This is a genomic window from Microlunatus parietis, assembly GCF_013407955.1.
Classification (GTDB): Bacteria; Actinomycetota; Actinomycetes; order Propionibacteriales; family Propionibacteriaceae; genus Microlunatus; species Microlunatus parietis.
On record NZ_JACCBU010000001.1, the window covers coordinates 6,819,269 to 6,844,313 of the forward strand.

General features: G+C 70.0%; 27 protein-coding genes, 1 tRNA gene, 1 pseudogene and 1 other annotated feature. Of the genes and pseudogenes, 12 read left to right on the plus strand and 17 right to left on the minus strand.

Features of this window, described 5'->3' with window-relative positions:
• Positions 1-44 precede the first annotated feature (44 nt).
• Positions 45-251 (minus strand): hypothetical protein, encoded by a 207-nt coding sequence (locus BKA15_RS32750; protein WP_179757820.1) that lies wholly within the window; start codon positions 249-251, stop codon positions 45-47.
• Positions 248-814, minus strand: coding sequence for a mismatch-specific DNA-glycosylase (locus BKA15_RS32755; protein WP_179757821.1), 567 nt, complete (start codon positions 812-814; stop codon positions 248-250). The genes BKA15_RS32750 and BKA15_RS32755 overlap by 4 nt, the downstream gene beginning before the upstream one ends.
• Before the next feature lie 192 nt (positions 815-1,006).
• On the opposite strand from BKA15_RS32755, the gene BKA15_RS32760 reads away from it, so the two are divergent.
• A complete protein-coding gene (locus BKA15_RS32760) occupies positions 1,007-1,372 on the plus strand; it encodes a cupin domain-containing protein (protein WP_179757822.1) in 366 nt (121 codons plus the stop codon).
• A 6-nt stretch (positions 1,373-1,378) separates the two neighbouring features.
• Here BKA15_RS32760 and BKA15_RS32765 read toward each other — a convergent pair whose 3' ends face one another.
• On the minus strand, positions 1,379-2,113 hold the full coding sequence (locus BKA15_RS32765) for an arsenate reductase/protein-tyrosine-phosphatase family protein (RefSeq protein ID WP_179757823.1): 735 nt from the start codon (positions 2,111-2,113) through the stop codon (positions 1,379-1,381).
• 56 nt (positions 2,114-2,169) lie between these two features.
• Between BKA15_RS32765 and BKA15_RS32770 the strand changes: the two genes are divergently transcribed.
• Positions 2,170-2,562 carry a VOC family protein gene (locus BKA15_RS32770; protein ID WP_179757824.1) on the plus strand — a complete coding sequence of 131 codons (393 nt, stop codon included), beginning with the start codon at positions 2,170-2,172 and terminating at the stop codon, positions 2,560-2,562.
• Positions 2,563-2,601: 39 nt separating this feature from the next.
• Here BKA15_RS32770 and BKA15_RS32775 read toward each other — a convergent pair whose 3' ends face one another.
• The 4 genes from BKA15_RS32775 to arsM all read right to left on the minus strand — a co-directional run bounded on the left by BKA15_RS32775 (position 2,602) and on the right by arsM (position 7,207).
• The gene (locus tag BKA15_RS32775) at positions 2,602-3,798 is read right to left on the minus strand and encodes an NAD(P)/FAD-dependent oxidoreductase (protein ID WP_218871675.1); all 1,197 of its coding nucleotides are present in this window, start codon (positions 3,796-3,798) and stop codon (positions 2,602-2,604) included.
• 47 nt (positions 3,799-3,845) lie between these two features.
• Positions 3,846-4,805, minus strand: a complete 960-nt coding sequence (locus tag BKA15_RS32780) for an RNA polymerase sigma-70 factor (protein WP_179757825.1) — start codon at positions 4,803-4,805, stop codon at positions 3,846-3,848.
• Between the two features lie 23 nt (positions 4,806-4,828).
• Entirely contained in the window at positions 4,829-6,256 is a 1,428-nt protein-coding gene (gene rox, locus BKA15_RS32785; protein ID WP_179757826.1) for a rifampin monooxygenase, read from the minus strand.
• Between the two features lie 150 nt (positions 6,257-6,406).
• A complete protein-coding gene (gene arsM / locus BKA15_RS32790; protein WP_179757827.1) occupies positions 6,407-7,207 on the minus strand; it encodes an arsenite methyltransferase in 801 nt (266 codons plus the stop codon).
• A gap of 93 nt (positions 7,208-7,300) precedes the next feature.
• Between arsM and BKA15_RS32795 the strand changes: the two genes are divergently transcribed.
• Together BKA15_RS32795 and BKA15_RS32800 are read left to right on the plus strand one after the other, a co-directional pair.
• Complete coding sequence (locus BKA15_RS32795; protein WP_246322476.1) at positions 7,301-7,642, plus strand: ArsR/SmtB family transcription factor; 342 nt, start codon at positions 7,301-7,303, stop codon at positions 7,640-7,642.
• Between the two features lie 43 nt (positions 7,643-7,685).
• Positions 7,686-8,297 carry a maleylpyruvate isomerase family mycothiol-dependent enzyme gene (locus BKA15_RS32800; RefSeq protein ID WP_179758848.1) on the plus strand — a complete coding sequence of 204 codons (612 nt, stop codon included), beginning with the start codon at positions 7,686-7,688 and terminating at the stop codon, positions 8,295-8,297.
• On the opposite strand, the gene BKA15_RS32805 is transcribed toward BKA15_RS32800, so the two are convergent.
• Positions 8,294-9,262: a helix-turn-helix transcriptional regulator gene (locus BKA15_RS32805; RefSeq protein WP_179757829.1), complete on the minus strand. Its 969-nt coding sequence runs from the start codon at positions 9,260-9,262 to the stop codon at positions 8,294-8,296. The two genes, BKA15_RS32800 and BKA15_RS32805, sit on opposite strands and share 4 nt — an antisense overlap.
• A gap of 102 nt (positions 9,263-9,364) precedes the next feature.
• Between BKA15_RS32805 and BKA15_RS32810 the strand changes: the two genes are divergently transcribed.
• The 4 genes from BKA15_RS32810 (at position 9,365) to BKA15_RS32825 (ending at position 11,715) form a co-directional block, all read left to right on the plus strand.
• Positions 9,365-9,760, plus strand: coding sequence for a RidA family protein (locus tag BKA15_RS32810; protein ID WP_179758849.1), 396 nt, complete (start codon positions 9,365-9,367; stop codon positions 9,758-9,760).
• A gap of 24 nt (positions 9,761-9,784) precedes the next feature.
• Complete coding sequence (locus BKA15_RS32815; protein ID WP_179757830.1) at positions 9,785-10,276, plus strand: DUF488 domain-containing protein; 492 nt, start codon at positions 9,785-9,787, stop codon at positions 10,274-10,276.
• An 83-nt stretch (positions 10,277-10,359) separates the two neighbouring features.
• Positions 10,360-11,190, plus strand: coding sequence for an MBL fold metallo-hydrolase (locus BKA15_RS32820; protein ID WP_179757831.1), 831 nt, complete (start codon positions 10,360-10,362; stop codon positions 11,188-11,190).
• A 132-nt stretch (positions 11,191-11,322) separates the two neighbouring features.
• Positions 11,323-11,715, plus strand: coding sequence for a MarR family winged helix-turn-helix transcriptional regulator (locus tag BKA15_RS32825; protein ID WP_179757832.1), 393 nt, complete (start codon positions 11,323-11,325; stop codon positions 11,713-11,715).
• A gap of 185 nt (positions 11,716-11,900) precedes the next feature.
• On the opposite strand, the gene BKA15_RS32830 is transcribed toward BKA15_RS32825, so the two are convergent.
• From BKA15_RS32830 to BKA15_RS32840, 3 genes are all read right to left on the minus strand, one after another.
• Positions 11,901-12,137, minus strand: a complete 237-nt coding sequence (locus tag BKA15_RS32830; protein ID WP_179757833.1) for a hypothetical protein — start codon at positions 12,135-12,137, stop codon at positions 11,901-11,903.
• A gap of 69 nt (positions 12,138-12,206) precedes the next feature.
• Positions 12,207-12,280, minus strand: a tRNA-Met gene (locus tag BKA15_RS32835).
• Positions 12,281-12,336: 56 nt separating this feature from the next.
• Positions 12,337-13,518 (minus strand): FUSC family protein, encoded by a 1,182-nt coding sequence (locus tag BKA15_RS32840; RefSeq protein WP_179757834.1) that lies wholly within the window; start codon positions 13,516-13,518, stop codon positions 12,337-12,339.
• Between the two features lie 111 nt (positions 13,519-13,629).
• Between BKA15_RS32840 and BKA15_RS32845 the strand changes: the two genes are divergently transcribed.
• Both BKA15_RS32845 and BKA15_RS32850 read left to right on the plus strand, forming a co-directional pair.
• Positions 13,630-14,406 (plus strand): ThuA domain-containing protein, encoded by a 777-nt coding sequence (locus tag BKA15_RS32845; RefSeq protein WP_179758850.1) that lies wholly within the window; start codon positions 13,630-13,632, stop codon positions 14,404-14,406.
• Positions 14,403-15,491 (plus strand): Gfo/Idh/MocA family protein, encoded by a 1,089-nt coding sequence (locus tag BKA15_RS32850; RefSeq protein WP_312879610.1) that lies wholly within the window; start codon positions 14,403-14,405, stop codon positions 15,489-15,491. The genes BKA15_RS32845 and BKA15_RS32850 overlap by 4 nt, the downstream gene beginning before the upstream one ends.
• Before the next feature lie 198 nt (positions 15,492-15,689).
• Here BKA15_RS32850 and BKA15_RS32855 read toward each other — a convergent pair whose 3' ends face one another.
• Positions 15,690-16,721, minus strand: coding sequence for an IS30 family transposase (locus BKA15_RS32855; protein WP_179757836.1), 1,032 nt, complete (start codon positions 16,719-16,721; stop codon positions 15,690-15,692).
• A 110-nt stretch (positions 16,722-16,831) separates the two neighbouring features.
• On the opposite strand from BKA15_RS32855, the gene BKA15_RS32860 reads away from it, so the two are divergent.
• Positions 16,832-18,075, plus strand: a protein-coding gene (locus BKA15_RS32860; protein ID WP_179757837.1) for an IS3 family transposase whose coding sequence is annotated in 2 segments (ribosomal slippage) — positions 16,832-17,120 and positions 17,120-18,075 — 1,245 coding nt in all. Because the reading frame shifts where the segments join, the coding sequence is not laid out codon by codon here.
• Positions 17,119-17,247 (plus strand) — a sequence feature (AL1L pseudoknot). (Overlaps the previous gene by 129 nt.)
• Positions 18,076-18,162: 87 nt before the next feature.
• Here BKA15_RS32860 and BKA15_RS37445 read toward each other — a convergent pair.
• The 3 genes and pseudogenes from BKA15_RS37445 to BKA15_RS32870 form a co-directional block, all read right to left on the minus strand.
• Positions 18,163-18,267: pseudogene (locus tag BKA15_RS37445) on the minus strand (helix-turn-helix domain-containing protein); the annotation flags it as partial.
• 116 nt (positions 18,268-18,383) lie between these two features.
• Entirely contained in the window at positions 18,384-20,423 is a 2,040-nt protein-coding gene (locus BKA15_RS36105; protein ID WP_246322478.1) for an NHL repeat-containing protein, read from the minus strand.
• A gap of 81 nt (positions 20,424-20,504) precedes the next feature.
• Entirely contained in the window at positions 20,505-21,653 is a 1,149-nt protein-coding gene (locus BKA15_RS32870; protein ID WP_179757838.1) for an MFS transporter, read from the minus strand.
• A 221-nt stretch (positions 21,654-21,874) separates the two neighbouring features.
• On the opposite strand from BKA15_RS32870, the gene serA reads away from it, so the two are divergent.
• On the plus strand, positions 21,875-23,074 hold the full coding sequence (gene serA, locus BKA15_RS32875) for a phosphoglycerate dehydrogenase (RefSeq protein WP_179757839.1): 1,200 nt from the start codon (positions 21,875-21,877) through the stop codon (positions 23,072-23,074).
• Between the two features lie 25 nt (positions 23,075-23,099).
• On the opposite strand, the gene BKA15_RS32880 is transcribed toward serA, so the two are convergent.
• Both BKA15_RS32880 and BKA15_RS32885 read right to left on the minus strand, forming a co-directional pair.
• Positions 23,100-24,077 carry an SRPBCC family protein gene (locus tag BKA15_RS32880; protein WP_179757840.1) on the minus strand — a complete coding sequence of 326 codons (978 nt, stop codon included), beginning with the start codon at positions 24,075-24,077 and terminating at the stop codon, positions 23,100-23,102.
• A gap of 43 nt (positions 24,078-24,120) precedes the next feature.
• Positions 24,121-24,981: an inositol monophosphatase family protein gene (locus BKA15_RS32885; protein WP_179757841.1), complete on the minus strand. Its 861-nt coding sequence runs from the start codon at positions 24,979-24,981 to the stop codon at positions 24,121-24,123.
• Positions 24,982-25,045 lie beyond the last annotated feature (64 nt).

The following is a 25,045-nucleotide window of genomic DNA, read 5'->3' on the forward strand; positions in this document are numbered from 1 at the left end:
CGCCGAACTCGCGTCACCAGGCCCCGGCCGATCCCGGCCGGCGCTCATCCCGGATGCACCAGAACGTCTTGCAGGTAACAGATCGTGGCGTCGTCGGAGATCGCGGTGACCACGTGCGAGGAATTGGCGATCGCCCTCCGGAAGACGTCCGGATCCGCGGTGTAGGCGGTCCAGCCGGCGGAGCCGTACAAGATCATCAGGTCCTGGTCGTCGACCGCCCGCTCGGCGGCAATGATCACCTCGCCGGTCATCCGATCACCCCGGCCGCGCGTGCCGCGGCGGCGTAGTCCGCGGCCAGCGATGCGGTCGTCGCGTGCGCGTTCAGGCCGCTCGGGTTCGGCACCAGCCATAGTTCGGCACCCGCGATCGGCTCCGGCTGCTGGCCGGCCCTGGCCTTGGCCCGGCCGAACGCGATCCGGTATGCGGACAGCCCGGCAACGGCGACCACCCGCGGCCGGTGCTCGGTGATCACATCGAGCAGCCGCTGCCGGCCGGCCCGCAGTTCCTCCGGCGTCAGCTCGTCGGCCCGGGCGGTGGCCCGCGGCACCAGGTTGGTGATGCCGACCCCGCGGGAGATCAGGTAGCGCCGGTCGTCGTCGGTCAGGCCGGCCGAGCGATCAAGATCACGATCGACGATGCCGGCCAGCCGCAGCGCCGGATAGAACCGGTTGCCCGGATGCGCGAAGTGGGTCTGCGTCACGGCCGTCCAGAGCCCTGGGTTGATGCCGACGAACAGCAGCAGCACCCCGGGACCGATCAGGTCGGGGACGGTACGGTTTCGGTACGACTCCAGTTCGGCCCGGGTGAACCCCACCCGGACACGATAGTGTCGTGAGTCAGTAATGCGGCACCGATATTCGGGCCCAGAAGCGGCGATCTGCTGCGTTGTCGTCGGTCGACGTATTCCCGATACGCCTCCGTCCTCCGCCTTGCAGCTCACCACTTCTGAGCCCGACTATCGGCACCGCACCACTGACTCACGACACTAGCCCAACCGAGGAGAACCATGCCGGACGTTGATCCGCACCTCATGCCCGCCGACCGGGTGATCACCGAAGATCAGGAGTGGGGCCGGCTGGTCTGGATGGTGTCCGGCCGGCAGGGCAACTCGACCACGATGACGGTCGGCCGGTGCTATCTCGATCCCGGCCAGCAGAACCCGCGGCACTACCACCCGAACTGCGACGAGGTGCTGCACGTGCTGCAGGGCCGGATCCTGCACAGCGTCGACGACGCGACGTTCGAGATGGGCCCGGGCGACACGGTGAGCATCCCGTCCGGCAAGGTGCACAACGCGCGCAATCTGGGCACCGAGCAGGCGATCTTCGTGATCTCCTTCTCCGACCCGGACCGGCAGACCGTCGGCGAGTGATCGCGGTCAGGGTGCGAGCAGCGCGGGGACCAGCTGCCGGACCCGGAGATCGAGTTCGGCCGCGGTCCGGTCGAACGCCTCTTGATCATCGGCGTCGGCCGGGTTGGCGATGCTCCAGTGCCGGAGCTCGGGCTGGTGGGTGAAGCCGGGCAGCTCCTCGCGCACCTTGTCGCACAGGCTGATCACGTGGTGCAGCCGGCGGCCGGCGAACCGGTCCAGTGACTGCGGCCGGTGACCGGCCAGGTCCAGATCGTAGCGGCGCAGGGCCTTGACCGTGCGCGGATCCAGCGGCCGCGGCCGGCTGCCGGCACTGTGCACCTGCACCCGGTCGCCCGCCTGCTGCCGGAGCAGGGCCGCGGCCATCGGTGATCGGGCGCTGTTGCCGGTGCAGGTGAACAACACCCGGACCGGTGCCCGGCGTCGTCCTCCGGTGGCGGGTTCGGCGGGCCGGAGCGCGGGGTGCAGTTCCGATCCGACGTGGGCCAGAGCCTCGGCACAGGCCTGCAGCTCCAGCCGGTAGTAGCTGTCCCGGCCGTCGAAGCTGCTCCGCCGAGCCTCGACCAGGCCCGCTCGCCGGAGCAGGGCCAGATGGTAGGAGACCAGGTTCTGCGGCTCGCCGACCAGCTCGGTCAGCTCGCGGACCCGGAGATCGCTCCGGCCCAGGGTGGTCAGCAGGCTCCAGCGCAGCGGGTGGGCGACCAGGCCGAGGAAGGGAGGTGGGGCGGCGGCGGTCGAGACCATGTTGACACGATACATCAGCGGTGTTTGAATCAAATGGAATTGATCTATCGAGGGAGATGTCGATCATGGTATCGGTGCGCTACATCGTGGACGACGTGGAGACGGCGATCGCCTTCTACACCGGCTTTCTGGGCTTCACCGTGGAGCTGCATCCGGCACCGGGCTTCGCCGCGCTGAGCCGTGGCGACCTTCGGCTGCTGCTGTCCGAACCGGTCGGCGCCGGCGGTGCTGCCCAGGCCATGCCGGACGGGCGCCGCCCCGAGCCGGGCGGCTGGAACCGAATCGTGATCACGACCGAGGATCTCGACGCCGAGGTGGACCGGCTGCGGGCCGGCGGCGCGTCCTTCCGCAACGAGATCGTCGCCGGTTTCGGCGGGAAGCAGATCCTGCTGGACGATCCGTCGGGCAACGCTATCGAGTTGTCCGAGCCGAGGAAGTCGGCCGACTGAACAGTGCGGTCGCCGGCCGGCAGCCCCCGGTCCGGCCGGTCACGCCGCCTGCTGCCGGTCCCGTCCCGGTAGCAGGACGGACCCGGCCCGCCGCAGCACCACTGGATGGGTCGCGAACCAGGCCGCGCCGGCACAGACGAACTCCTTGATCCGCGCGGCGGCCGGGCCGGTGATCGCCGCGGCCAGCGCGCGGTCGTCCCTGGTCACCGGCTGGATGATCCCGTCCCGCCGGCCGAGGCTGATGCAGCGGAGGTAATAGCTGATCGGGTGCGGCCGGACCGGGCGGCCGGTCAGTCGCGCGATGATCGCGGACGTGGCCCGGAGCGCCATCGGCAGTCCCGAGGCGCAGGACATCCGCAGCGTCGTCCCGTTGACGCCGGCCGCGGAACCGGCGTCGCCGACGGCGTACACGTCCGGGTGCGAGACCGACCGCATCGTCTCGTCGACGACGATCCGCCCGCCGCCGGTGACCTCCAGGGCGGCGGCCGCGGCGATCGGCTGGACGCCGAAACCGGCCGCCCAGACCGTGACCGCCGCCGGGACCGCTCCGCGGTGGGTGATCACCGCTCCGTCCTCGACCCGGAGCACCTCACGCTGGTCGGACACGGCGACGCCGAGCCGGTTCAGGACCCGTCCCAGATGCCGCCGCGCCCGGTCGCCGAGCCGGTCGCCGAGCGGCTCCCGGGTGATCAGCGCGGGCTTCAGGTCGGGCCGCGACTCGGCGATCTCGGTGATCGCCTCCAGCCCGGTCAATCCGCCGCCGATCACGGCCACCGAGGCGCCGGCCGGAAGCTCACGGAGCCGGTCCCGCAACCGCAGCGCGCCGGCCCGGCCGGCCAGCGTCTGGGCGTGTTCGGTGACGCCCGGGATGCCGTGATCGGCGGCCGTGCTGCCGAGGGCGTACACCAGCGTGTCGTAGCCGATCTCGGCGGCACCGGCGTCCTCCCGCAGCCTGACGGTACGGCGATCGACGTCGAGCCCGTCGACGACGGCCTGCCGGACCGCGACCGTGCTGCCGGCGAAGAGTTCCCGCAACGGCCGCGGCCGCAGATCCTGACCGGCGGCCAGCTGGTGCAGCCGGACCCGCTCGACGAAGTCGCCGTCGGCGTTGACCAGCACGATCTCGACGCCGTCGCCGAGCTGCCGCGCCAGCCTCCCGGCCGCCAGGACCCCGGCGTAGCCGGCGCCGAGGACGACGATGCGATGGTTCAGCTTCCCGCTCCTGTCTGAGGTCACACCCCAAGAACCGGGCCGGGCGGCGAAACCTGACAGGCCCGGCTCGATCAGGCGCCGAAGCGGGCGATCGGCTCGCCGTGATCGAGGTCCGGCCACTGCCGGGTGAGCCGGGCCAGCTTGTCCGGGTTGGCCTGGATGTGCAGCGCCGCGACGCCGTCCTCGGTCAGCTCCAGCGCGATCACGCCGATCACCCGGTCGCCGACCACGGCGAGCACGGCCGGGTCGCCGTTGCTGACCGCCGGATAGAGATCCGGCGCGCCGCTGAAGAAGTCCTCGGCGAGGGCCCGTCGGGAGGCGCTGGGCCGGAAAACGCCGGTCAGGAACCTGGCGATCTTGAGCGCTCCCACGATCGGTGTGCTCCGGGCCGGCACCTTGCCGCCGCCGTCCGCCACGCTCACCGCGTCGTCGGTGAGCAGCTTGATCAACGACTCCGGATCCCCGCTGAGGGCGGCGGCGAGGAACTCCTCGGTGATCTTGTCCGCGGTCGCGGCCTTGATCGTCCGCCGGGTCCGGGCCCGGGTCAGCCGCTGCTTGGCGCGCCGGTACAGCTGTTGGCAGTTCGTCTCGGACAGGTCGAGGATCTGGGCGATCTCGGCGTGCGGGTAGCCGAACGCCTCGCGGAGCACGTAGACGGCGCGCTCGTTGGCCGACAGCTGTTCCATCAGGGTGAGCATCGCGATCGAGACCGACTCGCGCTGCTCGGTGGTTTCGTCCGGCCCAAGCATCCGGTCGCCGGCCAGCAGCGGCTCCGGCAGCCAGGTCCCGACGTAGCGCTCCCGCCGGACCCGGGCCGAGCCGAGCTGGTTCAGGCAGACGTTGGTGAGCACCTTGGTCAGCCAGGCCTCGGTGTTCTCGATCCGGTCCCGGTCCGCGCCGTGCCAGCGCAGGAAGGTGTCCTGGACCGCGTCCTCGGCGTCCGTGGCGGAGCCGAGCAGCCGGTAGGCGATCGCCTCCAGCCGGCCCCGGCTCCGCTCGAACAGATCGATGTCGTACGCACTGATCGCCATCACTCACCAGTCAAGCACGCGGCTCACGAGGTCGGCGCACCGAACCACCGGTGTAGTCGCTGCCGCAGTTCGGTTTGATCATGACCGGCCCAGGCGACGTAGCCGTCCGGCCGGACCAGATAGCCGGAATGATCAAGATCCGGTACATTCTCGGCGACCCGGTCGACCCGGCCCGCCCAGCCGTCGACGGAGAGCGTGCCGGTCCGGTCCAGCAGCAGCCCGCGGCCGGAATGCAGCCGGTCGTAGAGCCGTCCCCGGATCAGCGGCCGGTCCCGCAGCCGCCGGCCGACCGGTTCGGGTTCGTCGCCGAGGTCGTACCGGATGCCGAGGCCGGTGATCTTCTGGATCAGCAGCCGTCGGACCTCGACCTGGTCCATCAGCTCCGCCAGCAGGCGGCGCACCGCCCGCGGCCCGGGCTCGGGGGAGAGCAGTTCCATCTGGGCCCGGGTGTTGTGCAGGACGTCGGCGGCGACCGGGTGCCGCTCGTCGTGATAGCTGTCCAACAGGCCGTCCGGCGCCCAGCCGGCCACCGCCGCGGCGAGCTTCCAGCCGAGATTGACCGCGTCCTGGATGCCGAGGTTCAGGCCCTGCCCGGCGGCCGGCGGATGGACGTGCGCCGCGTCGCCCGCCAGCAGCACCCGGCCGACCCGGAACCGGTCGGCGAGCCGGGTGCCGTCGCCGAACCGGGACAGCCAGCGCGGGGAGTGGATGCCGAAGTCGGTGCCGGCGATCCGCCGCAACTGCCGGCCCAGGTCGTCCAGCGTCGGCGGCACGGACCGGTCCTCGGCCACCGCGGCGGCCGGCACGACGATCCGGTACACCCCGTCGCCGACCGGCCCGGCGCCGAACCGGAGATCCGTCTCACGGACCCTGCCGACGACCGCCGCGACCTCCTCGTTCGGTACGCCGACCTCGACCTCCCCGAGCAGCAGGTCGGTGGTGGACTCCTCACCGGGAAAGCCGACGCCGAGCAGCCTGCGTACGGTGCTGCGGCCGCCGTCACAGCCGACGAGATAGCGCGACCGGAGCCGGCTGCCGTCGGCCAGCTCGACCGTCACGCCGTCCTCGTCCTGCTCCAGGCCGGTGACCGCACAGCCTCGCCGGACCTCGGTCCCGAGCTCGACGGCCCGTTCCAACAGCAGCCGGTCGGAGACCGGCTGCGGCATGCCGAGGATGTACGGATGCGTGGTGTCCAGGTCGTCCAGCGGCGGCTTGACGATCCCGGCGAAGTGCCCGGCGATCGGATGGCGCCGGCCGACGGCCAGAAAACGATCAAGGATGCCGCGCTGGTCCAGCACCTCGACGCTGCGGACGTGCAGGCCGAGCGAGCGGATGAAGGCCGGTGGTTCGGCGTCGCGTTCCACGATCATGGTCGCGACGCCGTGCAGCCTGAGTTCGGCGGCCAGCATCGAGCCGGTCGGCCCGCCACCCGCAATGATCACATCGAGCATGCAATCCCCCTGGTCGGTTCGGCCGGTCGCGCGTTGCGCCTGCCCCGGCCACGACGGAGATTCTGCAGCCGCACCGGGGCCTTGCGGCAAGGCCCCGGTCGCGATATACGTTGAAGTGGGAGGAGCGTCGATCCGGTCCGGATCCGTTCCTCAGTTCGGTTTGACGGCGCGGATGATCGCCGCGTGCATGCCGTCGGCGGCCTGATGGGTGAACTCGACCGAGGTCTCCACGAACCCGACCGCGGCCAGACCCTCCAGGTATTCGGTCCGGGACAGCGCCCCGGCGATGCAGCCGACGTAGCTGCCCCGCTCGGCCCGCTCGGCCGGAGCGAGTTGATCTTCGGCGACCACGTCACTGATGCCGATCCGGCCGCCCGGGGCCAGCACCCGGAACATCTCCGCGAGCACCTTCGGCTTGTCGACCGACAAGTTGATCACGCAGTTGCTGATCACCACGTCGACCGCGGCGTCGGGCAGCGGTACGTCCTCGATGGTGCCCTTGACGAACTCGACGTTGGCGGCGCCCGCCTGGGCGGCGTTGGTCCGGGCCAGCTCGAGCATCTCGTCGGTCATGTCGACGCCGTACGCGAAGCCGGTCGGGCCGACCCGGCGCGCCGAGAGCAGCACGTCGATCCCGCCGCCGGAGCCGAGGTCGAGCACCCGCTCGCCCTCCCGGAGTTCGGCGACCGCGGTCGGATTGCCGCAACCGAGGCTGGCCGCGACCGCCGCCACCGGGAGCTCGTCGCGCTCGGCCGCCGCGTAGAGCGCGGAGCCGAATGTCTCGGTGATCTCGAGCGGCTCCGGTCCGCAACACGAGCCGCCGGACGAGCCCGTCGCGGTCTCGCCGCAGCCGACCCGCTCGGCGCCTTGCGCGACCTGGGTGGCGGCGCCGGCGTAGCGCTGCCGTACCTGCTCCACCAGGTCGCTCTCGGCCCCTGAAATCCCTGTCATGGTGGACTTCCCTTCAAATCGATGATCTTCGATGTGTGCCGATTCTAGGCACGTCGCATCGATATCTGTCAATACATGATCTACACTCGAGCCATGTTGCCGATCACGTCCGTCACCTGCTGCTCGCCGCTGTCCGGCGAGGTGTTGAGCGTCGACCAGGCCGAGGCACTGGCCGGCTCGCTCAAGGTGATCGCCGACCCGACCCGGCTCCGGCTGATCTCCCTGGTCGCGGCGTACGACGGGGGAGAGGCCTGCGTCTGTGATCTGACCGAGCCGGTCGGGCTGTCCCAGCCGACCGTGTCGCACCACCTCAGGCTCCTGGTCGAGGCCGGCGTGATGACCCGGGAACAGCGCGGCAAGTGGGCCTACTACCGACTGCAGCCGGCCGCGCTGACCGCGATCGCCGCCCTGATCGCTCCGGTGGGAGTCCGCTAGGGACGCGCGACACTAGCCCTGCAAGAATGCGGGCGTGGACGTGATGAGCCTGGCCCGGGCGGAGCGAGCCGATCTTGCGAATTTCCTTGCCACGTTGACTCCTGAGCAGTGGGACGTGCCCACCCTCTGTGACGGCTGGCGGGTCCGTGACGTCGTCTCCCACATGATCAGTTACGAAGATCACAACCTGCGGGACTTCGTGGACCGGCTGCGGCGGGCCGGGTTCAGCTTCGCCCGGCTCAACGACGTGGCCAGAGCGGACTACGCGCACCTCGGCCCGGCGGAGCTGATCGCGTTCCTGCGTGCGCACCTGACCCCGCAGGGCTCGACGGCCAAGTTCGGCGGCATGGTCGGGCTGGCCGACGCGGTGATCCACCACCAGGACATTCGCCGTTCCCTGGGCGCGCCCCGGGCGATCCCGGCCGAGCGACTCCGCGCGGTGCTGCCGTTCGCCGTGACCGCGCCGCCGCTGCGCGGGTTCTGGCACGTCCGCGGCGTGCGGGTGGTCGCCGCCGATCTGGACTGGTCGTACGGTCGCGGGCCCGAGGCGCGGGGGAGCGCCGAGGCGGTGCTGATGGCACTGGCCGGCCGGGCGACCGTCGCCCGTGAGCTCACCGGCCCTGGTGCCGGCGTGCTGCAGCGGCGCCTGGGCTAGTACGAGTACCGCGCCGCGATCGCGGCGGCCCGCTCGCGGAGCTCGGCGCGCAACGACGACGGCGCCAGGGCTTCCGCGTCCTGCCCGAGCTGCCAGAGCGCCCAGAGCGCGTGGCGTTGATCTTGGAACGTCAGCTCCAGCCGGACCCGGCCGTCCGGCTCGGTGCGCTCGGTGATCACCGCGAGTGCCGTACCCGCGATCTCCTCGCGTCGATGCGGAGCGACCAGGGCCTGCACGGTGACCTGATCGCCGCCGGTCCGGAACCGGGTGCTGCGGTCCCGCCAGGCGCGGTCGAGGTCGACCCGCTGCGGGCGGTCGGCCGGCTCGGCGAGCTCCTCGGCGGCCCGGACCCGGGACAGTCGATAGGTACGGTCCTCGCCGCTCCTCGTCGCCAGCAGATAGCCCTGCCCGCGTACGTTCACCAGCCCGATCGGGTCCACCGTGCGCCAGGCCGGTGGCTGGTCGGCGGCCTCGTAATGGATCCGCAGCTTGTGCCCGGCGAGCACGGCCCGCCGGATCGCGGCCAGGACCGCGTCAGGCACCTCGTCGGCGACCAGGCGGCGCGCCAGCAGATCGGTCTCCGGGTCAATCAGCAGCCGCTCGGCCACGCCGGCCGCGGTGTCGCGATAGCCGTCCGGCAGCGCGTCGACCACCTTGAGCATCGCGGAGGCGAGCGCCGACCCGAGACCAAACGCCTCCGCGCCGCGCCGCGAGCCGGCGATCAGCAGGGCCAGGGCCTCGTCGTGGTTGAGCCCGGTCAGCTCGGTGCGGAAGCCGGGCAGCAGCGCGAAACCACCGTGCCGCCCCCGCTCGGCGTACACCGGGACCCCGGCGGCCGACAGTGCCTCGATGTCGCGCAGCACCGTACGGGTCGAGACCTCGAGTTCGCGGGCCAGCGTGGTGGCGCTCAGCCGGCCGCTCTGCCGCAGCAGCAACACGAGCGACACCAGCCTGTCCGCACGCATCCCCGAACTCTAGTGGGGAATACCTGACCAAGGGTGTCGTGATTGCTTGCCAGGCTGGCCCGCGTTCGTACATCTCGAAACAGAAGTGGAGCTGATGTGATCATGGAACGCAACGCGGTCAACCCGGTGACCTGGTCGGCGGAGCTGGGATTCAACCAGGGTGAGCTCGTCACCGGGGCCAGCCGCACGCTGTACTGCTCCGGGCAGACCGCGATGAATGCCGACGGGAAGCCCGAGCACGACGGTGATCTTGCCGGGCAGCTCGGGCTGAGCCTGGACAACCTCGAGGCGGTTCTCGGCGAGGCCGGGATGACCCTGGCGAACCTCGTCCGGCTCAACGTCTACACGACCGACGTCGACCTGCTGTTCCAGCACTACGGGATTCTGGCCGGTCGGCTGGGTGCCGCCGGCGTGGCACCGGCCACGACGATGCTCGGCGTGACCCGGCTCGCGATCCCCGGCCAGCTGGTCGAACTCGAAGGCACTGCCGTCGCCTGACCGGTCGGTGGAAGGGGTGAGTTCATGATCAGGAATTCCATGATCACGATCGGTGTGTACGGGTTTGACGGCGAGGCGTTCCTGGATCGGCTGGCGCAGGCCGGGATCAGCCTGGTGATCGACGTACGGCAGCGACGCGGGGTCCGCGGACCCGACTACGCCTGGGCGAATGCGCAACGCCTGCAGGCATCCCTGGCCGCGGCCCGGATCGCGTACCTGCACCTCCGGGAGCTCGCCCCGACCACCGAACTGCGCCACCTGCAGTACGCCGAGGACGACCGCCAGGGTGTCGGCCGGCGCAACCGCCGTACCCTGGCCGCGGAGTATGTGCGCCGCTACACGGCCGAGATCCTCGACCCGGTCGGCACGAAGCCGATCATGATCACGCTGCCGGCCCGGGGTACCGCGGCGCTGCTGTGCGTCGAGCGTGACCCGGAGGCCTGCCACCGGTCGCTGATCGCCGGACGGTTGATCAAGGAGCACGGCGTCGCGATCGACCACCTCCGCCCGGACTGACCCTGCGCCGCACCGCTTGCCAAGAGCCGTCGTCAGGGATACCGTCACGTCAAGTGGTTGCAAACTACAAGCGGAGGTGCTCGATGCTGAATCAGGTCGCGGATGGCGTGCTGGTGCACCAGAGCGCGTTGCTGCAGAACAACACCGTCGTCGTGCAGGGCCGGGACGGCGTGTTGATCATCGACCCGGGCATCACGGGCGCCGAATTCGCCTGCCTCGCCAAGGATCTGGCCGAGGCCGGGCAGACCGTCGTGGCCGGGTTCGCGACGCACCCCGACTGGGACCACGTCCTCTGGCACGCCGACCTCGGCGACGCGCCCCGCTACGGCACGGACCGGTGTGCGGCCCGGATGCAGGAGCTGCGGTCGGACCCCGACTGGCGGGCGCGCGCCGCCGAGGGGCTGCCGCCGGAGATCGCCGACGACACCCCGCTGGACCTGTTCGGCCTGATCACCGGCCTGCCGGCCGGCACCGCAACACTCCCGTGGGCTGGCCCCGAGGTCATGATCATCGAGCACCCGGCGCACTCCCCGGGCCACGCCGCCCTGTTGATCAAGGAACGCGGTGTCCTGGTGGCCGGCGACATGCTGTCCGATCTCTTCGTCCCGATGCTCGACAACCCGACCGGCAGCAACGACCCGACCGAGGAATACCTGGTCGGACTGCGGAAGCTGGCGGAGGTGGCGGACGACGTCGCCGTCGTCATCCCGGGCCACGGCTCACCCGGTGATCAGATCCGATCCCGGATCGACCTGGACCGCGCCTACCTGACCGCCCTGCGCGCCGGCGGCGGTGCCGACGACCCGCGGGTTGCGTCACCCAAGCCCGGCTGGGAATGGGTCGCCGACATCCACGCCGGCCAGGCCACGCAACACCGTGGAACTTCGGTGCCACCGGCTGAGAGTTCCACATAGCGTCGGCCCTCGGCCGGCCCACACGTCTCCATCACGGTCCCGTTACCTGCTCTATGATTGACGAGGTCAATCATCTACTGGACGGGTCGATGCCTCGTGGTCGATTTTCGGGACACGCTCAATTACCGTCTCGTGCGCCTTGCCCGCACCACGAGTGAGGAGTACGCGGCTCGGCTCGGTCGACTCGGATTGCGCCCGCTGCACGTCAGTCTGTTGACGTCCATCGACGCCGCCGGCCGCGCCTCACAGAACGAGCACGCAGCGGAGCTCGGCGTCACTCCGGGTTTCGTCGTGAGGCTGGTCGACGATCTCGAGCGGCTGGGCGCGGTGTCCCGGGAGCGAGATGTCCAGGACCGCCGGCGTCAGTTCCTGATCCTGACCCCGACCGGGAGATCCCTGCTCCGCAAGGCGACCCGCGTTGCCACCGGCCTCGACGAGGAACTGACCCGCGGCCTCTCCCCGGACGCGTCCACCCGCCTCACCGAATCACTGGAGAAGATCCAGTCCTCGCTCGCCGGGACCTGATCAACAGCGTGGAACTTCGATGCCACCAGACGCGGCCGGAAGTTCCACAGACGTCGGCGACGACGGTCTGCGGCACCAACAGCTTCTCTGAGTTGAGGCGCAGAGCGGTGAACATGTCGACGCATCGACGGTGGTCCCGGTCGTCCGAGATTGCCGCGGCAATCAGCGGACCGAGTCCACCAAGATCATCCGCGGAAGTCCTGCCCGAAGCCTGTCTCGGCGAGCAGCTCGTCGACCCGGCTCGCGTTGTCGGTGCGGCCGTTGGCCGCATGCTTGATGCTGCCGAAGAACGCCGGCGGCCACGGCCGATCGCCGCGCGCCTTCCGGGGTGCGAGCGCGCGAGCAGTCGACAAAGGAGTGCTCACTTCCGCTTCGGGAAGTTCGTCGATGAGGTGGACGAGCTCCTCACGCGCCTTGGACATGACGTTCAATTTGCCACGTCACAATAGCGAAGACCCCTCAGGTGATCACCTGAGGGGCCTTTCACTTTGTAGCGGGGGCAGGATTTGAACCTGCGGCCTCTGGGTTATGAGCCCAGCGAGCTACCGAGCTGCTCCACCCCGCGTCGCGAGGACAACCATAGTTCACCCCTCCGGAGATCACAAATCGGGCCCAGGACTCTCAGTCCATGTCCGGCATCCGGGTCCTGGCCTCGGCATAATCGAGGCCGGTCAGCTCGAGCAGGTCGGTGATGATCGACCGCAGCTGGGCCAGGATCACCACGGCGGACATGGTGTCCGCGAGCCGCAGCCGGGAGCTGGCCCGGCCCAGGGCGACCAGCCGGGCCTGGGCCGCGGTCGGCAGCCGGCGGTTGTACAGCTCGCCGGCCATGTAGCGGACGGCGTCGGCCAGGTCCTCCATCAGGGTCAGGTACGCCAGCGGTACGGTCTCGTCCCGCCACAGGGCGACGGCGCTGCGGCGGGCCAGCACCCGGAGGTTCCGGCTGGCGTGGTCGAGCGGCACCTGGAGGTCGGCGTACGCCTGCACGGCGGGTAGGTCGCGGCGCCGGAACGGGGAGTGCCGGACCACGCCGAGGCCTTCGTCGGTCGCCTCGCGCAGGTCGTCCAGCGCGGTCTCGGTCGCCCGGGCCTGGACCAGGACGGCATCGCCGCCCTCCTCGTCCCCGGTCCGCAGCGCCTCGGCGGCGGCGTCCAGGGTGGCGGCGAACTCCTGCAGGATCTTGGCCGCGACCAGCCGGGGCCGGCGCAGCGGGGCGCTGGGGGCGATGGTGGCCAGCAGCAGGGCGATCGCGCAGCCCGTCACGGCATCCAGCCAGCGGTTGACGCCCTGGCCGGGCATCGGCGTCAGCGTGATCACGATGATCGACTGCACACCGGCCTGGATGATCATGAGATTGCCGGCACCGAGCAGGGTGGCCAGCGACATCGCGATCGCGCAGACCAGGATGATCTGGACCGGCCCGGTGCCGAACGCGATCACGAACAGGTCGCCGACCAGCACGCCCACGGCGACCCCGATCGCAACCTCGATGCCGCGCCGCAATCGCTGCCCGAACGTGAAACCGAGGGTGATGATCGCCGCGACCGGCGCGAAGAACGGCATCGGGTGACCGAGCACGACCTGGGCCAGCAGCCAGGCCAGTCCGGCGGTCACCGCGCACTGGATGATCATGAAGATGCGGTCCCGCCAGCGGCTGAGCCGGCGCTCCGCGGACTCCCGGCTGCGCCGCAGAGTGCGACCGGACAGGTCGAAGGCGCGCAGGCTCAGCTGGCGGATCAGCGGAACCGTCGTCCGGCCGGCCTCGGCCTCGGCACCCTGGTCAGCCCGCGATCGGTGCTCCATCCCTCCATCATGGCCCGCGGGACGGGGCTCGCCGCCGACCGACGCGTCCCGCGTGCTGGACCGCACCGAAACAGGCTTTGCTTGCCGGGAGCAGAAGGCGCAGACTTGTGCATCGTGACTTCACCGATCCGCGTCACCGTATGGGGCGAAAACTTTCACGAGAACAGCGACCGTGACCGCGAAGGGATGGCGGAGCGCTATCCGGACGGCATGCACGGCGCCATCGCGGCCGGCCTGACCGAGCTCCTGGGCGACCAGGTCCAGGTCCGCACCGCGACCCAGGATCAGCCCGAGCACGGGCTGACCGACGAGGTGCTGGAGACCACCGACGTCCTGACCTGGTGGGGCCACGCGACGCACGGCCAGGTGGACGACAAGATCGTCGACAAGGTCTACCAGCGGGTGCTCGGCGGGATGGGGCTGCTGGCGCTCCACTCGGCGCACTTCTCCAAGATCTTCATCAAGTTGATGGGTACGAGTTGCTCGCTGACCTGGCGCAACTCCGCCGACACCGAGCTCGTCTGGACGACCAACCCCGGCCACCCGATCGCCGAGGGCGTACCGCATCCGATCGTCATCGACGAGCAGGAGATGTACGGCGAGTACTTCGACATCCCGCACCCGGACGAGCAGATCTTCATCTCGACCTTCTCCGGCGGCGAGGTGTTCCGGTCCGGCTGCACCTGGCGCCGCGGCAAGGGCAAGGTCTTCTACTTCTCGCCCGGTGATCAGGAGTACCCCGTCTACCACCACCCGGACATCAAGCGCGTGCTGGCCAACGGCGTCCGTTGGGCCGCGCCGGACCGCGCCGGCGAGATCGTCACGCCGTCCGTGGTCAGCCAGCCGCCGCCGATCTTCACCGGTCGCGGCCTGAAGGAGGACAAGTGACCGACGAGCCGAAGAAGCTTCGAGCCGGCGTGGTCGGCCTGGGCTGGGCGGGCCAGCAGCACATGCAGGCCTACTTCGACGCCGCCAATGCCGACCTGGTCGCACTGGCCGGCATGGAGGCCGAGAAGCTGGCCGAGCTCGGCGACAAGTACGGCGTCGAGCGCCGCTACGCCGACTGGGAATCCATGATCAAGTCCGGTGACCTGGACGTGATCAGCGTCGCCACGCCGACCGCCCTGCACGCGCCGATCGCCGTCGGTGCGCTGAACGCCGGGATCCACGTGCTGTCGGAGAAGCCGATGGCCGAGAGCGGCGCCGCGGCAGCCACGATGGTGCAGGCCGCCAAGGACAACGACCGGGTGCTCGACGTGTCGTTCAACCACCGCCAGCGCGGCGAGGTCACCGCGCTGAAGGAGATCATCGACCGCGGCCGGCTGGGCCAGATCTACTACGCCAAGGCCGGCTGGCTGCGGCGGCAGGGCATCCCGGGCCTCGGCACCTGGTTCACCCGGGCCTCGCTCGCCGGCGGCGGCGCGATGATGGACATCGGCGTGCACATGCTCGACATGGCGCTGCACCTGCTCGGCAACCCGGAGGTGTCGTCGGCCACCGCCGCGACCTACGCCGAGTTCGGCCCGCGCGGCCGCGGCGGTTCGGCGTACGGCCCGCGGGCCAACGTCGACACCAAGGTCGACTTCGAGGTCGAGGACCTGTCCACCGCGTTCCTCCGGCTGGACGGCGGCGGCACGCTGCTGCTCGAGTCGAGCTGGGCCCAGTGGATCCCGTACGACCAGTGCTATGTCGCGCTGTACGGGTCCGAGGGCGGCGCCAGCATCGAGTGGGGCGGCTGGGGCGTCGAGCCGTACCAGCGGCTCAACGTGTGGACCGAGATCGACGGCATCCCGGCCGAACTGCAGCCGATCGTGCCGCCCGCCGGGCACCACGAGGCGAGCGTGCTGAAGTTCCTGGACAAGGTGCAGTCCGGCCAGTTCGCCGAGCATCGCGGCGAGGAGGCGCTGATCCGGGCCAAGGTGCTGGACGCGATCTACGCGTCGGCGGCCAAGGGCACCGAGGTCACTCTCTGATCAGGCGAACGAGAAGACTCCGAGTCCCGGGTCGGCGACGTACCACACGTCGTCGCCCCGGACCTCGCTGATCTTGCCCGGCACGGCGGTGAACTCGATCACCGCCGTGTTTCCTTCCGACCGGATGGGGATCTGGGTCGCGACGTGTCGCGTTTTCTCTTCGTGTCAGACGTTACAACGTTGCATCGGCCGGCGGATTCAAGCTGCTGTCGCAACAGTGAGTAGTTGATCAAGCTTCTCAGCGGGGGTCTGGTAGTTCAAGACTTTGCGGGGGCGTGTGTTGAGCAGGCGCTCGACTTCGGCGACTTGCTGGTCGGTGATCTTGGTGAAGTCGGTGCCTTTGGGGAAGAACTCTCGGATCAGTCCGTTGCCGTTCTCGTTGGTCGGGCGTTGCCAGGGCGAGTGGGGATCGCAGAAGAACACGGGGCAGCCGGTGGCGATGGTGAACCGGGCATGTTCGGCCATTTCCACGCCCTGGTCCCAGGTCAACGATCGCCACAACGCTGCGGGGAGCCGGGCGGCCATCTCGGTGAGCCGGTCGGTCACGGTGGCGGCGTCGTGGACGGTGATGCGGCTGATCAGGCAGAACCGGGTGTTGCGTTCGAACAGGGTGATCAGGGCCGAGCGCTGGTCACCGCCGATGATCAGATCGCCTTCCCAGTGGCCGGGCACGGCCCGGTCAGCGGCCTCGGCTGGTCGGGCCGTGATCTTGGCCTCGCCGATCCAGGACCGGTTGGACCGCGGCCCGAGCTTGGACCGGGGACGGCGGCTGGTCCGGCCCGACCGCAACGCCTTCTCCACGGCCAGCTCGTGCCGCAACGCTCCGGCGCCCTGGACGTAGAGGGCCTGGTAGATCGTTTCGTGGCTCACCTGCATAGCGTCACGCCCGGCGAAGTCTCGGGCCAGCCTGCCGGCGATCTGCTCGGGTGACTGCTTGGCGTTCAACCGGGCGATCACCTCGTCCCACAGTTCAGTCCCGGGCCTGAGCTTGACCCGGTCCGACTTCGGCCGCCGCCGCCGCTCGTCGGCCCGCCGCTGAGCGATCTTGCACCGGTAACGACCGTCCACGCTGCCGGCCTCGACCTCACGCTTCACCGTCGACCGGTGCACCCCCAGCTCTCGGGCGATCGCAGCATGCCGCTGGCGTTCCCGGAGCCGGATCGCGATCACCACCCGCCCGGCCAGCGTCAATCGGCCGTTCTCAGCCAGATAGTCACCCTCGGGCAGCACCCGCGGAGGCCGCGCCCGCGGTGACCGCCGAAACGCACTGACCCCAGGGATCCCACCGATCTGAAGCGCCCCGGGGTGTCCGGAGGCTTCATTAGTTGGAGGATGAAGTCATGGCACGTCCGTCGAAGTATCCCCGCGAGTTGCGGGAGCGTGCGGTCCGGCTGGTCGCTGAGGCGCTGGAGCGCGGCGCTTACCCGTCCGAGTTCGAAGCGATCCGCACGATCGCGGACCAGCTCGGGATCGGGTCGGCCGAGACCGTCAGGAAGTGGGTCCGCCGGGCCGAAGTTGATCATGGTCAGCGGCCGGGGAAGGCCAGCGAGGAGATCGCTGAGATCAAGGCGTTGAAGAAGGAGAACGCCGAGTTGCGCCGAGCGAACGAGATCCTCAAGAGCGCGTCGGCTTTCTTCGCGGCGGAGCTCGACCGCCCACCCAGGTACTGATCGTGTTCATCGACGAACACCGGGACCGGTTCGGGGTCGAGCCGATCTGTCGCGTGCTGACCGAGCACGGGATCAAGATCGCCCCGTCCACCTACTACGAGGCCCGTAACCGGCCGCCATCTCGGCGGGCGTTACGAGACACCGAGATCGTCGAGTTGATCAAGACCGCCCGGCAGCAGCGGTTCGTCGACGGGTTCGGTGCTCGGAAGCTGTGGCTGTATCTGCGCCGGCAGGGCCACGACGTGGCCCGGTGCACGGTCGAGCGGTTGATGGCACAAAACGGCTGGCACGGCGCACTCAGGGGCAAGCAGGTGCGAACCACGATCGCCGACCCCAAGCAGGCCCGAGCGGCTGATCTGGTCGACCGGGACTTCACCGCGCCGGCGCCGAACCGGCTCTGGGTGGCCGACTTCACCTACGTGCCGACCTGGGCCGGGATCGTCTACGTCGCGTTCATCATCGACGTCTACTCCCGGCTGATCGTCGGCTGGCGAGCCGCCACCACGATGACCACCGAACTCGTCCTGGACACCCTCGAACACGCGCTCTGGACCCGCCATCAAGCCGGGATCACCGACCTGACCGGCCTGGTCCACCACACCGACGCCGGCTCCCAATACACCTCGTTCGCCTTCACCAGCAGGCTGATCGAGGCCGGCGTCGACCCCTCGGTCGGCTCGGTGGGCGATGCCTACGACAACGCCCTGGCCGAGTCCCAGATCGGTCTCTACAAGAGCGAAATGATCCGACGCTGCGGGCCTTGGCGCAATGTTGATCATGTCGAGATCGAGACCCTGCACTGGGTCCACTGGTTCAACCACGAACGCACCCACGAAGCCATCGACGACCTCACACCCATCGAGGTCGAAACCGCGTACTACGCTGCAAGAAACCGTCTCAGCCCGACCGGGTAGAGACACAACCCGAAGCGTCCGGAAAACCCGGGGCGGTTCAATCCGACCCGGCTGCAACTCCATGCCCGCCAGATTGGCCCACCGCATCGCGCTCCGCCGGTTAACACCGACCCGGCGCGCCGCCTCCGAGCACGACTCGCCCGCCGCCACCAACTCCAACACCCGCGCCCGCAAACCAGCATCGACCGCCACAACAACCTCCAAGATCGTTGTTGCGACGACCGTATGAGCCCGCCGCCGGTTCGGTCGGTGCCAAGAGAAATCGCGACATCGGGTAACGGTCGATCCAGGCTCGGGGAGCGTGCCGCTCAGGGCCGGTAGGCGAACAGGTTCGAGGCGTTGCCGAAGAAGATGTCGCCGGTCGGCGCGAGCACCGAGACCTTGACGCCGTCGGTCAGCGCGGTCGCCTGCAGGGTGGCCGGATCGAGTCGGAACAGGCGGCCGCCCGCGTTGCCGTAGAACCGCTGATCCCGGTCGCGCCAGTAGAGGCTGCCCAGCCGACCCCAGGAATTGGTCTCGACGAACCCGGTGTCGGCGCTCCGGAGGAGCTTCCGGCCGGCGATGTCGAACTCGAACACGGTGCCGGAGTTGCCCATGCCCCAGACCCGGCGGCCGCGGTGCACCAGCAGGGAGTGGATGACGTCGTCGCCCGGGATCGGTACGGTCTCGAAGATCGTCTTCCGGGTCCTGACGTCGAAGATGATCAACTTCGCCTCGGCCGCGGCCGGTGTGGAGTCGAGGCCGCCGTGGATCGACGATCCGGCGAAGAGCAGCGGCCCGGCCGCGGCCAGGGCGGTGATGCTCTGGTCCGGCACCACGTCGCGATACACCTGGAAGGCACCGTCGGCGTCGGCCAGCGTGATCGCGCCGCCCAGTTCGCCGTAGTCCGGCACGCTGCCGTACGCCATCAGGTCGAGCACCGGGCAGACGTCGAAGATCCGGTCCTGCCGGTGCACGGCCCGCCCGATCCGGAACAGCTCCTTCGGGTTGCTGCCCCAGTCCCACGGGTCGGCCGTGCCGGAGTAGACGACCGCGTTCGGGTAGCTAGTCACGTAGATCCGGCCGTCGTGCGCGACCACCTGGTCCGACTGGCCGGGCCCGGTCAACGCCTCCAGTTCGTACGTCGACGTCGAGGCCCGGGCCATCACGCCGGAGCTCAGGTAGGCGCCGACGTACACCTTGTCGTCCGGGCCGACGCCCAGCGTGTGCAGGGTTGCGGGTGAGCCGATCGGGGTGGACTTCACGGTGCTGGTGGCGCCGGAGCCGAGCCCGTAGGTCCAGATGGTGCCGTCACTGGTGATGCCGTGCAGCGACTCGTCCGGTCCGCTGCCGCTGACCGACAGGGTGCGGGTCTCGCCGATCAGCGGAGCCAGGTCGGTCTCGGCGATCCCGGTCGCGACGGAACTGTTGCCGGCAGGGGAGTACGCATAGATTTCGCCGGAACTGGCGTAGTAGCAGCGCCCGCCGCTGTCCGGCTCGGTGAGGTGACCGTTCAGCCCGAGCGGCTGGTGCAGCCCGGCGTGGTCACGCCACTGCCCGGTGTCCAGATCGAAGATCACCGAGTTCACGCCCGCGGCACCGGGACTGAGGCTGATGATCACCGCCCGGCCGCGCTGCTGGATGCTGTAGAGGTAGCGGGTGTTGTCGGCGACCGGCGCGGGCAGTGCCTGGTCGGTCTTCGTCCCGGTCGCCGGGTCGATCCGGACCAGCCGCCCGTCGGTCATCCCGGTACCGGCCCAGACCTCGCCGTCCACCCAGGCCAGACCCCAGACCCGGTCGCCTGTCGTGGTCAGCGAACCGTAGTCGCGGACGGCGCCGGTCGCCGGGTCGTAGCCGAACACCTTCGCGTGCGCGTACGTGCAGCCGTACACGGTGCCGGTCTCGGGGTCGACCACGAGGTTGCGGATGAAGTTCTCGCCGACGATGTGCTCGACCAGGGTCTCGACGGTGTCCGGGGCCGGGTCGTAGCGCAGCAGGAGCCCGGTCGACTTGCCGCGGACGCTGAAGTACACCCGCCCGTCGGGATGCTGGACCAGGCAGGCGCCGATGCTGTCCGGCCCGAGCTGATGGCCGGCCAGCCGCTCGCCGTCGGAGATCCGCAGCACATTGAAGCTGACCGGGTTGCCGTCGCTCATCGCGAAGATCACCGGGGTGCCGTCGGGCCACGTGCCGCCGGCCGCGAACCGTACGTTGACGCTGAGCATCGCGACCCCGAGGTCCACGATCTCGGTGGCGGCCGAGGCTGTCCGGGCCGGCAGTCCGGTCGCCGCGGCGAGCCCGCCGACGCCGGCCGCGCCGAGCAGCGTACGGCGTCGCACGGTCCATGATCGTTGCGGGGAGGAGGGCATGCTCGATCCTTTCGACGTCATCGTCGGGAGTGAATGCAACCGATTGCAAATGATCATGGCATTGTGGTGGGAGGATGTCAATCAGGACATCCGGTCGTTGACGCGAGTTTCGGTCATGATCAGCAGGCCGACCTGCAACAGCAGCACCAGTCCGGCCATCCCGGCCATGATCATCGCGAAGTGCCCGGGCGACCCTTCGATGATCATGCCGAGCAATCCCGGCAGGATCACCGCGCCCAGTCCCGAGGCCACCGTCTGCAGGCCGACCACCCGGTCCACCCGGTTGGCCCGATCCCGGGTGGTCAGCATCAGCAGCGGGTACAGCGGTGCCGCGGCGATGCCGAGCCCGATCACCGCGATCACGGCGAGCAGCGGCAGGCCCGGCACCAGCAGCGCGGCGAAGATCACCAGACAACCGGCGGCCACCCGTTGCACGGGCCACGGCCCGACCCGGTCGGCCACCGGGCCGATGAGCAGCCGGGTCGCGCAGAGGGCCACCCAGTAACCGGAGACGGCGAGGCCCGCCGTGGCGGTCGGCACTCCCGCACCCTGGGTGAGGAAGACGAAGCACCACAGGCTGAGGCTGGACTCGAAGGCCGACTGCACCCCGACCGCGACGACGCCGAGCACCGCCACCCGGCGCGGTGCCCGGAGCCCGGCGACCGGCCCGCCGGACGCGCTCGCCGGTGGCGGGGCCGGCCAGCGGGAGGCCGAGGCGAGGAACGCGATCGCGATCCCGAGCTGGAGCCCGGCGACGATCAGGTACGCCCACCGCCAGGACCGGTCGGCGACGACGATTCCGGTGACCAGCAGCGGCGACAGCGCCGCGCCGATCCCGTAGCAGGCGTGCATCACGTTGATCGCCGTCGGCGTGAAGGTGCGGGCGGCGTGGCTGTTCAGGCTGGCATCGATCGCGCCCGAGGACAGCCCGTGCAGCACGCTCGCCGCGATCGTGACCCAGAACGCCGGTGCCAGCCCGGTGCCGACGAGGGCCGCTGCCGTACCGAATGTGCTGAGGGCGAGCAGCCGGCCGAGGCCGAGTCGGGCGACCAGCCGGTCCGCGAGTGCGGCCGACGCGAGATAGCTGCCGACAGCGAACGGCAGCAGCCAGCCGAGCGCGTCCAGCGGCTCGTCCAGGCTGATCCGCATCGAGGGCCAGGCGACGCCGAGCATCCCGTCGGGGAGGGCGAGACTGAGAAAGGCCAGGTAGGCCAGGAGCAGGAGGAACACGGAGACCCTTTGCGGCAGGAGTGAGATGGCGCAAGAAGGGCGCTGCAGGCCTCGGAACTCGTCAGGGCGGGCCGGTCAGCGCCGGCCCGGGACACCGGGTGATCTCCACTCCACGGAGCGGATTCTAGCGCCGGGTTACGGACGCGGGGATGAGATTACGGACGACGACCCTCGTCGCCGTACCTAGAATGGCCCGGGCGAACGCGAGTTGATGAGGAGCGATGAAGGCACTTCTGCTGGAGAACATCCACCCCGAGGCCGAACGACTGCTGACCGAGCGCGGGATCGAGCTCGAGACGGTGAAGGGCGCGCTGGACGAGGACGAGTTGATCGAAGCCGTCCGGGACGTCCAACTGCTCGGCATCCGGTCCAAGACGACCGTGACCGAGCGGGTGATCTCCTCCTCTCCGCACCTGCTCGGGGTCGGCGCGTTCTGCATCGGCACGAACCAGATCGACTTGGCCGCGGCGTCCGGCCACGGCGTGGCCGTGTTCAACGCCCCGTTCTCCAACACCCGGAGCGTCGTCGAGCTGGTGATCGCGGAGATCATCTCGATGGCCCGGCACCTGACCGACAAGAACGCCAAGATGCATGCCGGCGTCTGGGACAAGTCGGCCACCGGCGCGCATGAGGTGCGCGGCCGTACCCTCGGCATCGTCGGGTACGGCAACATCGGCAGCCAGCTCTCGGTGATCGCCGAGGCGCTCGGCATGCAGGTCTACTTCTACGACGTCGCGGACAAGCTGGCGCTGGGCAATGCGCGCCGCTGCGAGACCCTGGACGAACTGCTCGAGGTGTCGGAGACGGTGTCGCTGCACGTCGACGGCCGGCCCGGCAACGCGGGCCTGTTCGGTGCCGAGCAGTTCGCCAAGATGCGCCCGCGCAGCCTGTTCCTCAACCTCTGCCGGGGCATCGTTGTTGATCATGAAGCGCTCCGGGAACACCTCGAGTCCGGCCACATCGCCGGCGCCGCGGTGGACGTCTTCCCGAGCGAGCCGAAGAAGACCGGCGACCCGTTCACCTCTTCCCTGCAAGGGATTCCGAACGTGATCTTGACGCCGCACGTCGGCGGCTCGACCGAGGAGGCGCAGGAGGACATCGGCCGGTTCGTCGCGGGCAAACTGCGCGACTACCTGGGCGCCGGCGCGACCACGATGTCGGTGAACCTGCCGACCGTGCAGTTGGACGGTACGCCGAGCGACCGGACCCGGATCCTGCACATCCACCGCAACGTGCCCGGCGTGCTGGCCACCGCGAACGGCGTGCTGGCCGACTTCGGCGTCAACATCGACAGCCAGTCGCTGTCCACCCGCGGCGAGCTCGGCTACGTGATCACCGACGTCGCCGGGGGAGTACCCGCCGAGCTGCTGGACAAGCTGCGCAGCCTGCCGGAGACCATCCGGCTCCGCCTGGCCGACTGAGATCGCGCGGACGCCCGATGCTCGCTCAGCGGCGACGGCGGCCGAGGGCCCAGACGACGAGGGCGGTCACGCCGGCCACGGCAGCGGCCGCGGCGGGGGCGTAGCGCTTGATCGTGCCGGCCGCATTCGTCGGTGCGGGCAGGCCGCCGGACCTCGGCCGGACCAGGTCCTGCCCGGCCCGATCGTTGCGGGCCGCGGCACCGGCCGGCGGGGGCTCCGGGAGCGGAACCGTGGCGAAGTCGGCGTCGTCGCCGCGCGGGTCGTCGACCGGACCGTCGTCCTCGTCCACCATGTCGTCCGCGCCGTCCGCGGCCACGGCTTCGTCTGCGGTCTCGATCACCGCTGCGTTCGCCGCGGGCTCGGGCTCGAGCTCGACCGCCGGCCCCGGGGCCTCGGCCTCGGCGACCGGGCCCAGCTCGTCGTACCCGAAATCGTCCTCGACCGCGGCGGTCTCCTCGACGTCGACCTGTTCCTCGGCTTCGGCGAACTCGACCAGTTCGGGCTCCGGCTCGGCAGGCGGCTCGGCCGGCACGGGCTCCGGGGCCGGCGCCGCAGTCCGTCCGGTCAGCTGGTCGGCCACGTCATGTACAAAGCGTTCCAGCACCCGATCGACGACGTCGGAGATCACCGCCTCACCGAACTGCGCCGGCCGGCCGGTCAGGTTCAGGGTCGTCTCGGCGACGATCTCGGTGCCGGACCGGCCGAGCCCGACGAACCGCGCGGCCAGCTCGACCGTGGCCCCGCCCTGCCCGCGCCGGTCCCGGCCCTTGGCCTCGATGACCAATCGGCGCTCGGCCTGATCACGGTCGACGATCCGGCCGGATCCGTTGTAGAGCAGCAGAAGCGCACCGAACTTGATCTTGATCGACCCGGTGAAGTCGTCCCCGCGGACGCTCTCCAGGGTGGCGCCGGGAAAACTCGGAGCGACCCGGTCGAGGCGATGGAATGCGGCCCACACATCCTCGACCCGGACTGGGACGGTGAATCGGTGGTTGAGCTGCATCCGGTCATTGTCTCCTGCGGTCGTGGCTGGCTGCCAACTTCACCTACGCGCCCGGCAGGTCCTCCTCGTCCTCGGCGCCGTCGGTCTCGGGTTCGTAGTCCTCGGGTCTGAGTTGGTCCAGGACGGCGTCGTGCAGCCGCCCGTTGGTGGCGTACGCACCTTCGCCGTTGGGTCCCGGCCGGCCGTCCAGATCGGTGAACCGGCCACCCGCCTCGGCGACCACGATCGAACATGCGGCCATGTCGTGCAGTGCCAGTTCCGGCTCGCAGGCGATGTCGACCGCGCCCTCGGCGAGCAGCGTGTAGGACCAGAAGTCGCCGTACGCTCGGGTCCGCCAGCAGGCCCGCAGCAGGTCGACGAACTCCTGGCCCTGGCCGTTCTCCACCCAGCCGCCGATCGAGGAGTAGCTGAGCGACGCGTCCTCGATCTTGGTCACGTCGGACACGTGGCAGGGCGTGGCCGACATCAGCGACTTCCCGGTGTACGCGCCGTTGCCCAGCGAGGCCCACCAGCGGCGGCCGAGCGCCGGTGCGCTGACGACGCCGACGACCACCTCGTCCTCGACCATGAGCGAGATCAGGCTCGCCCAGACCGGCACCCCGCGCACGAAGTTCTTGGTGCCGTCGATCGGGTCGATCACCCAGCGCCGCGGACCCCAGCCGGTGTCGTCCAGCTCCTCGCCGTGCACGGCGTCCCGCGGCCGGGCCCGCCCCAGCGTGCGCCGCAACACCTCCTCGACCTCGGTGTCGGCGTCCGTCACCGGAGTCAGGTCGGGCTTGGTCATCACGTGCAGGTCGAGCGACTTGAACCTGTTCATGGTGATCGAATCGGCGTCATCGGCCAGCAGGTGTGCCAGGCGCAGATCGTCCGTGAGGCTCTGCTGGGAGGGGATGGTCGCCGCCATGGGGCATACCGTACTAGTGACCCGCCGGTAGGCCCCGGCGCCACCACGTCCGGCTATCCAGTCG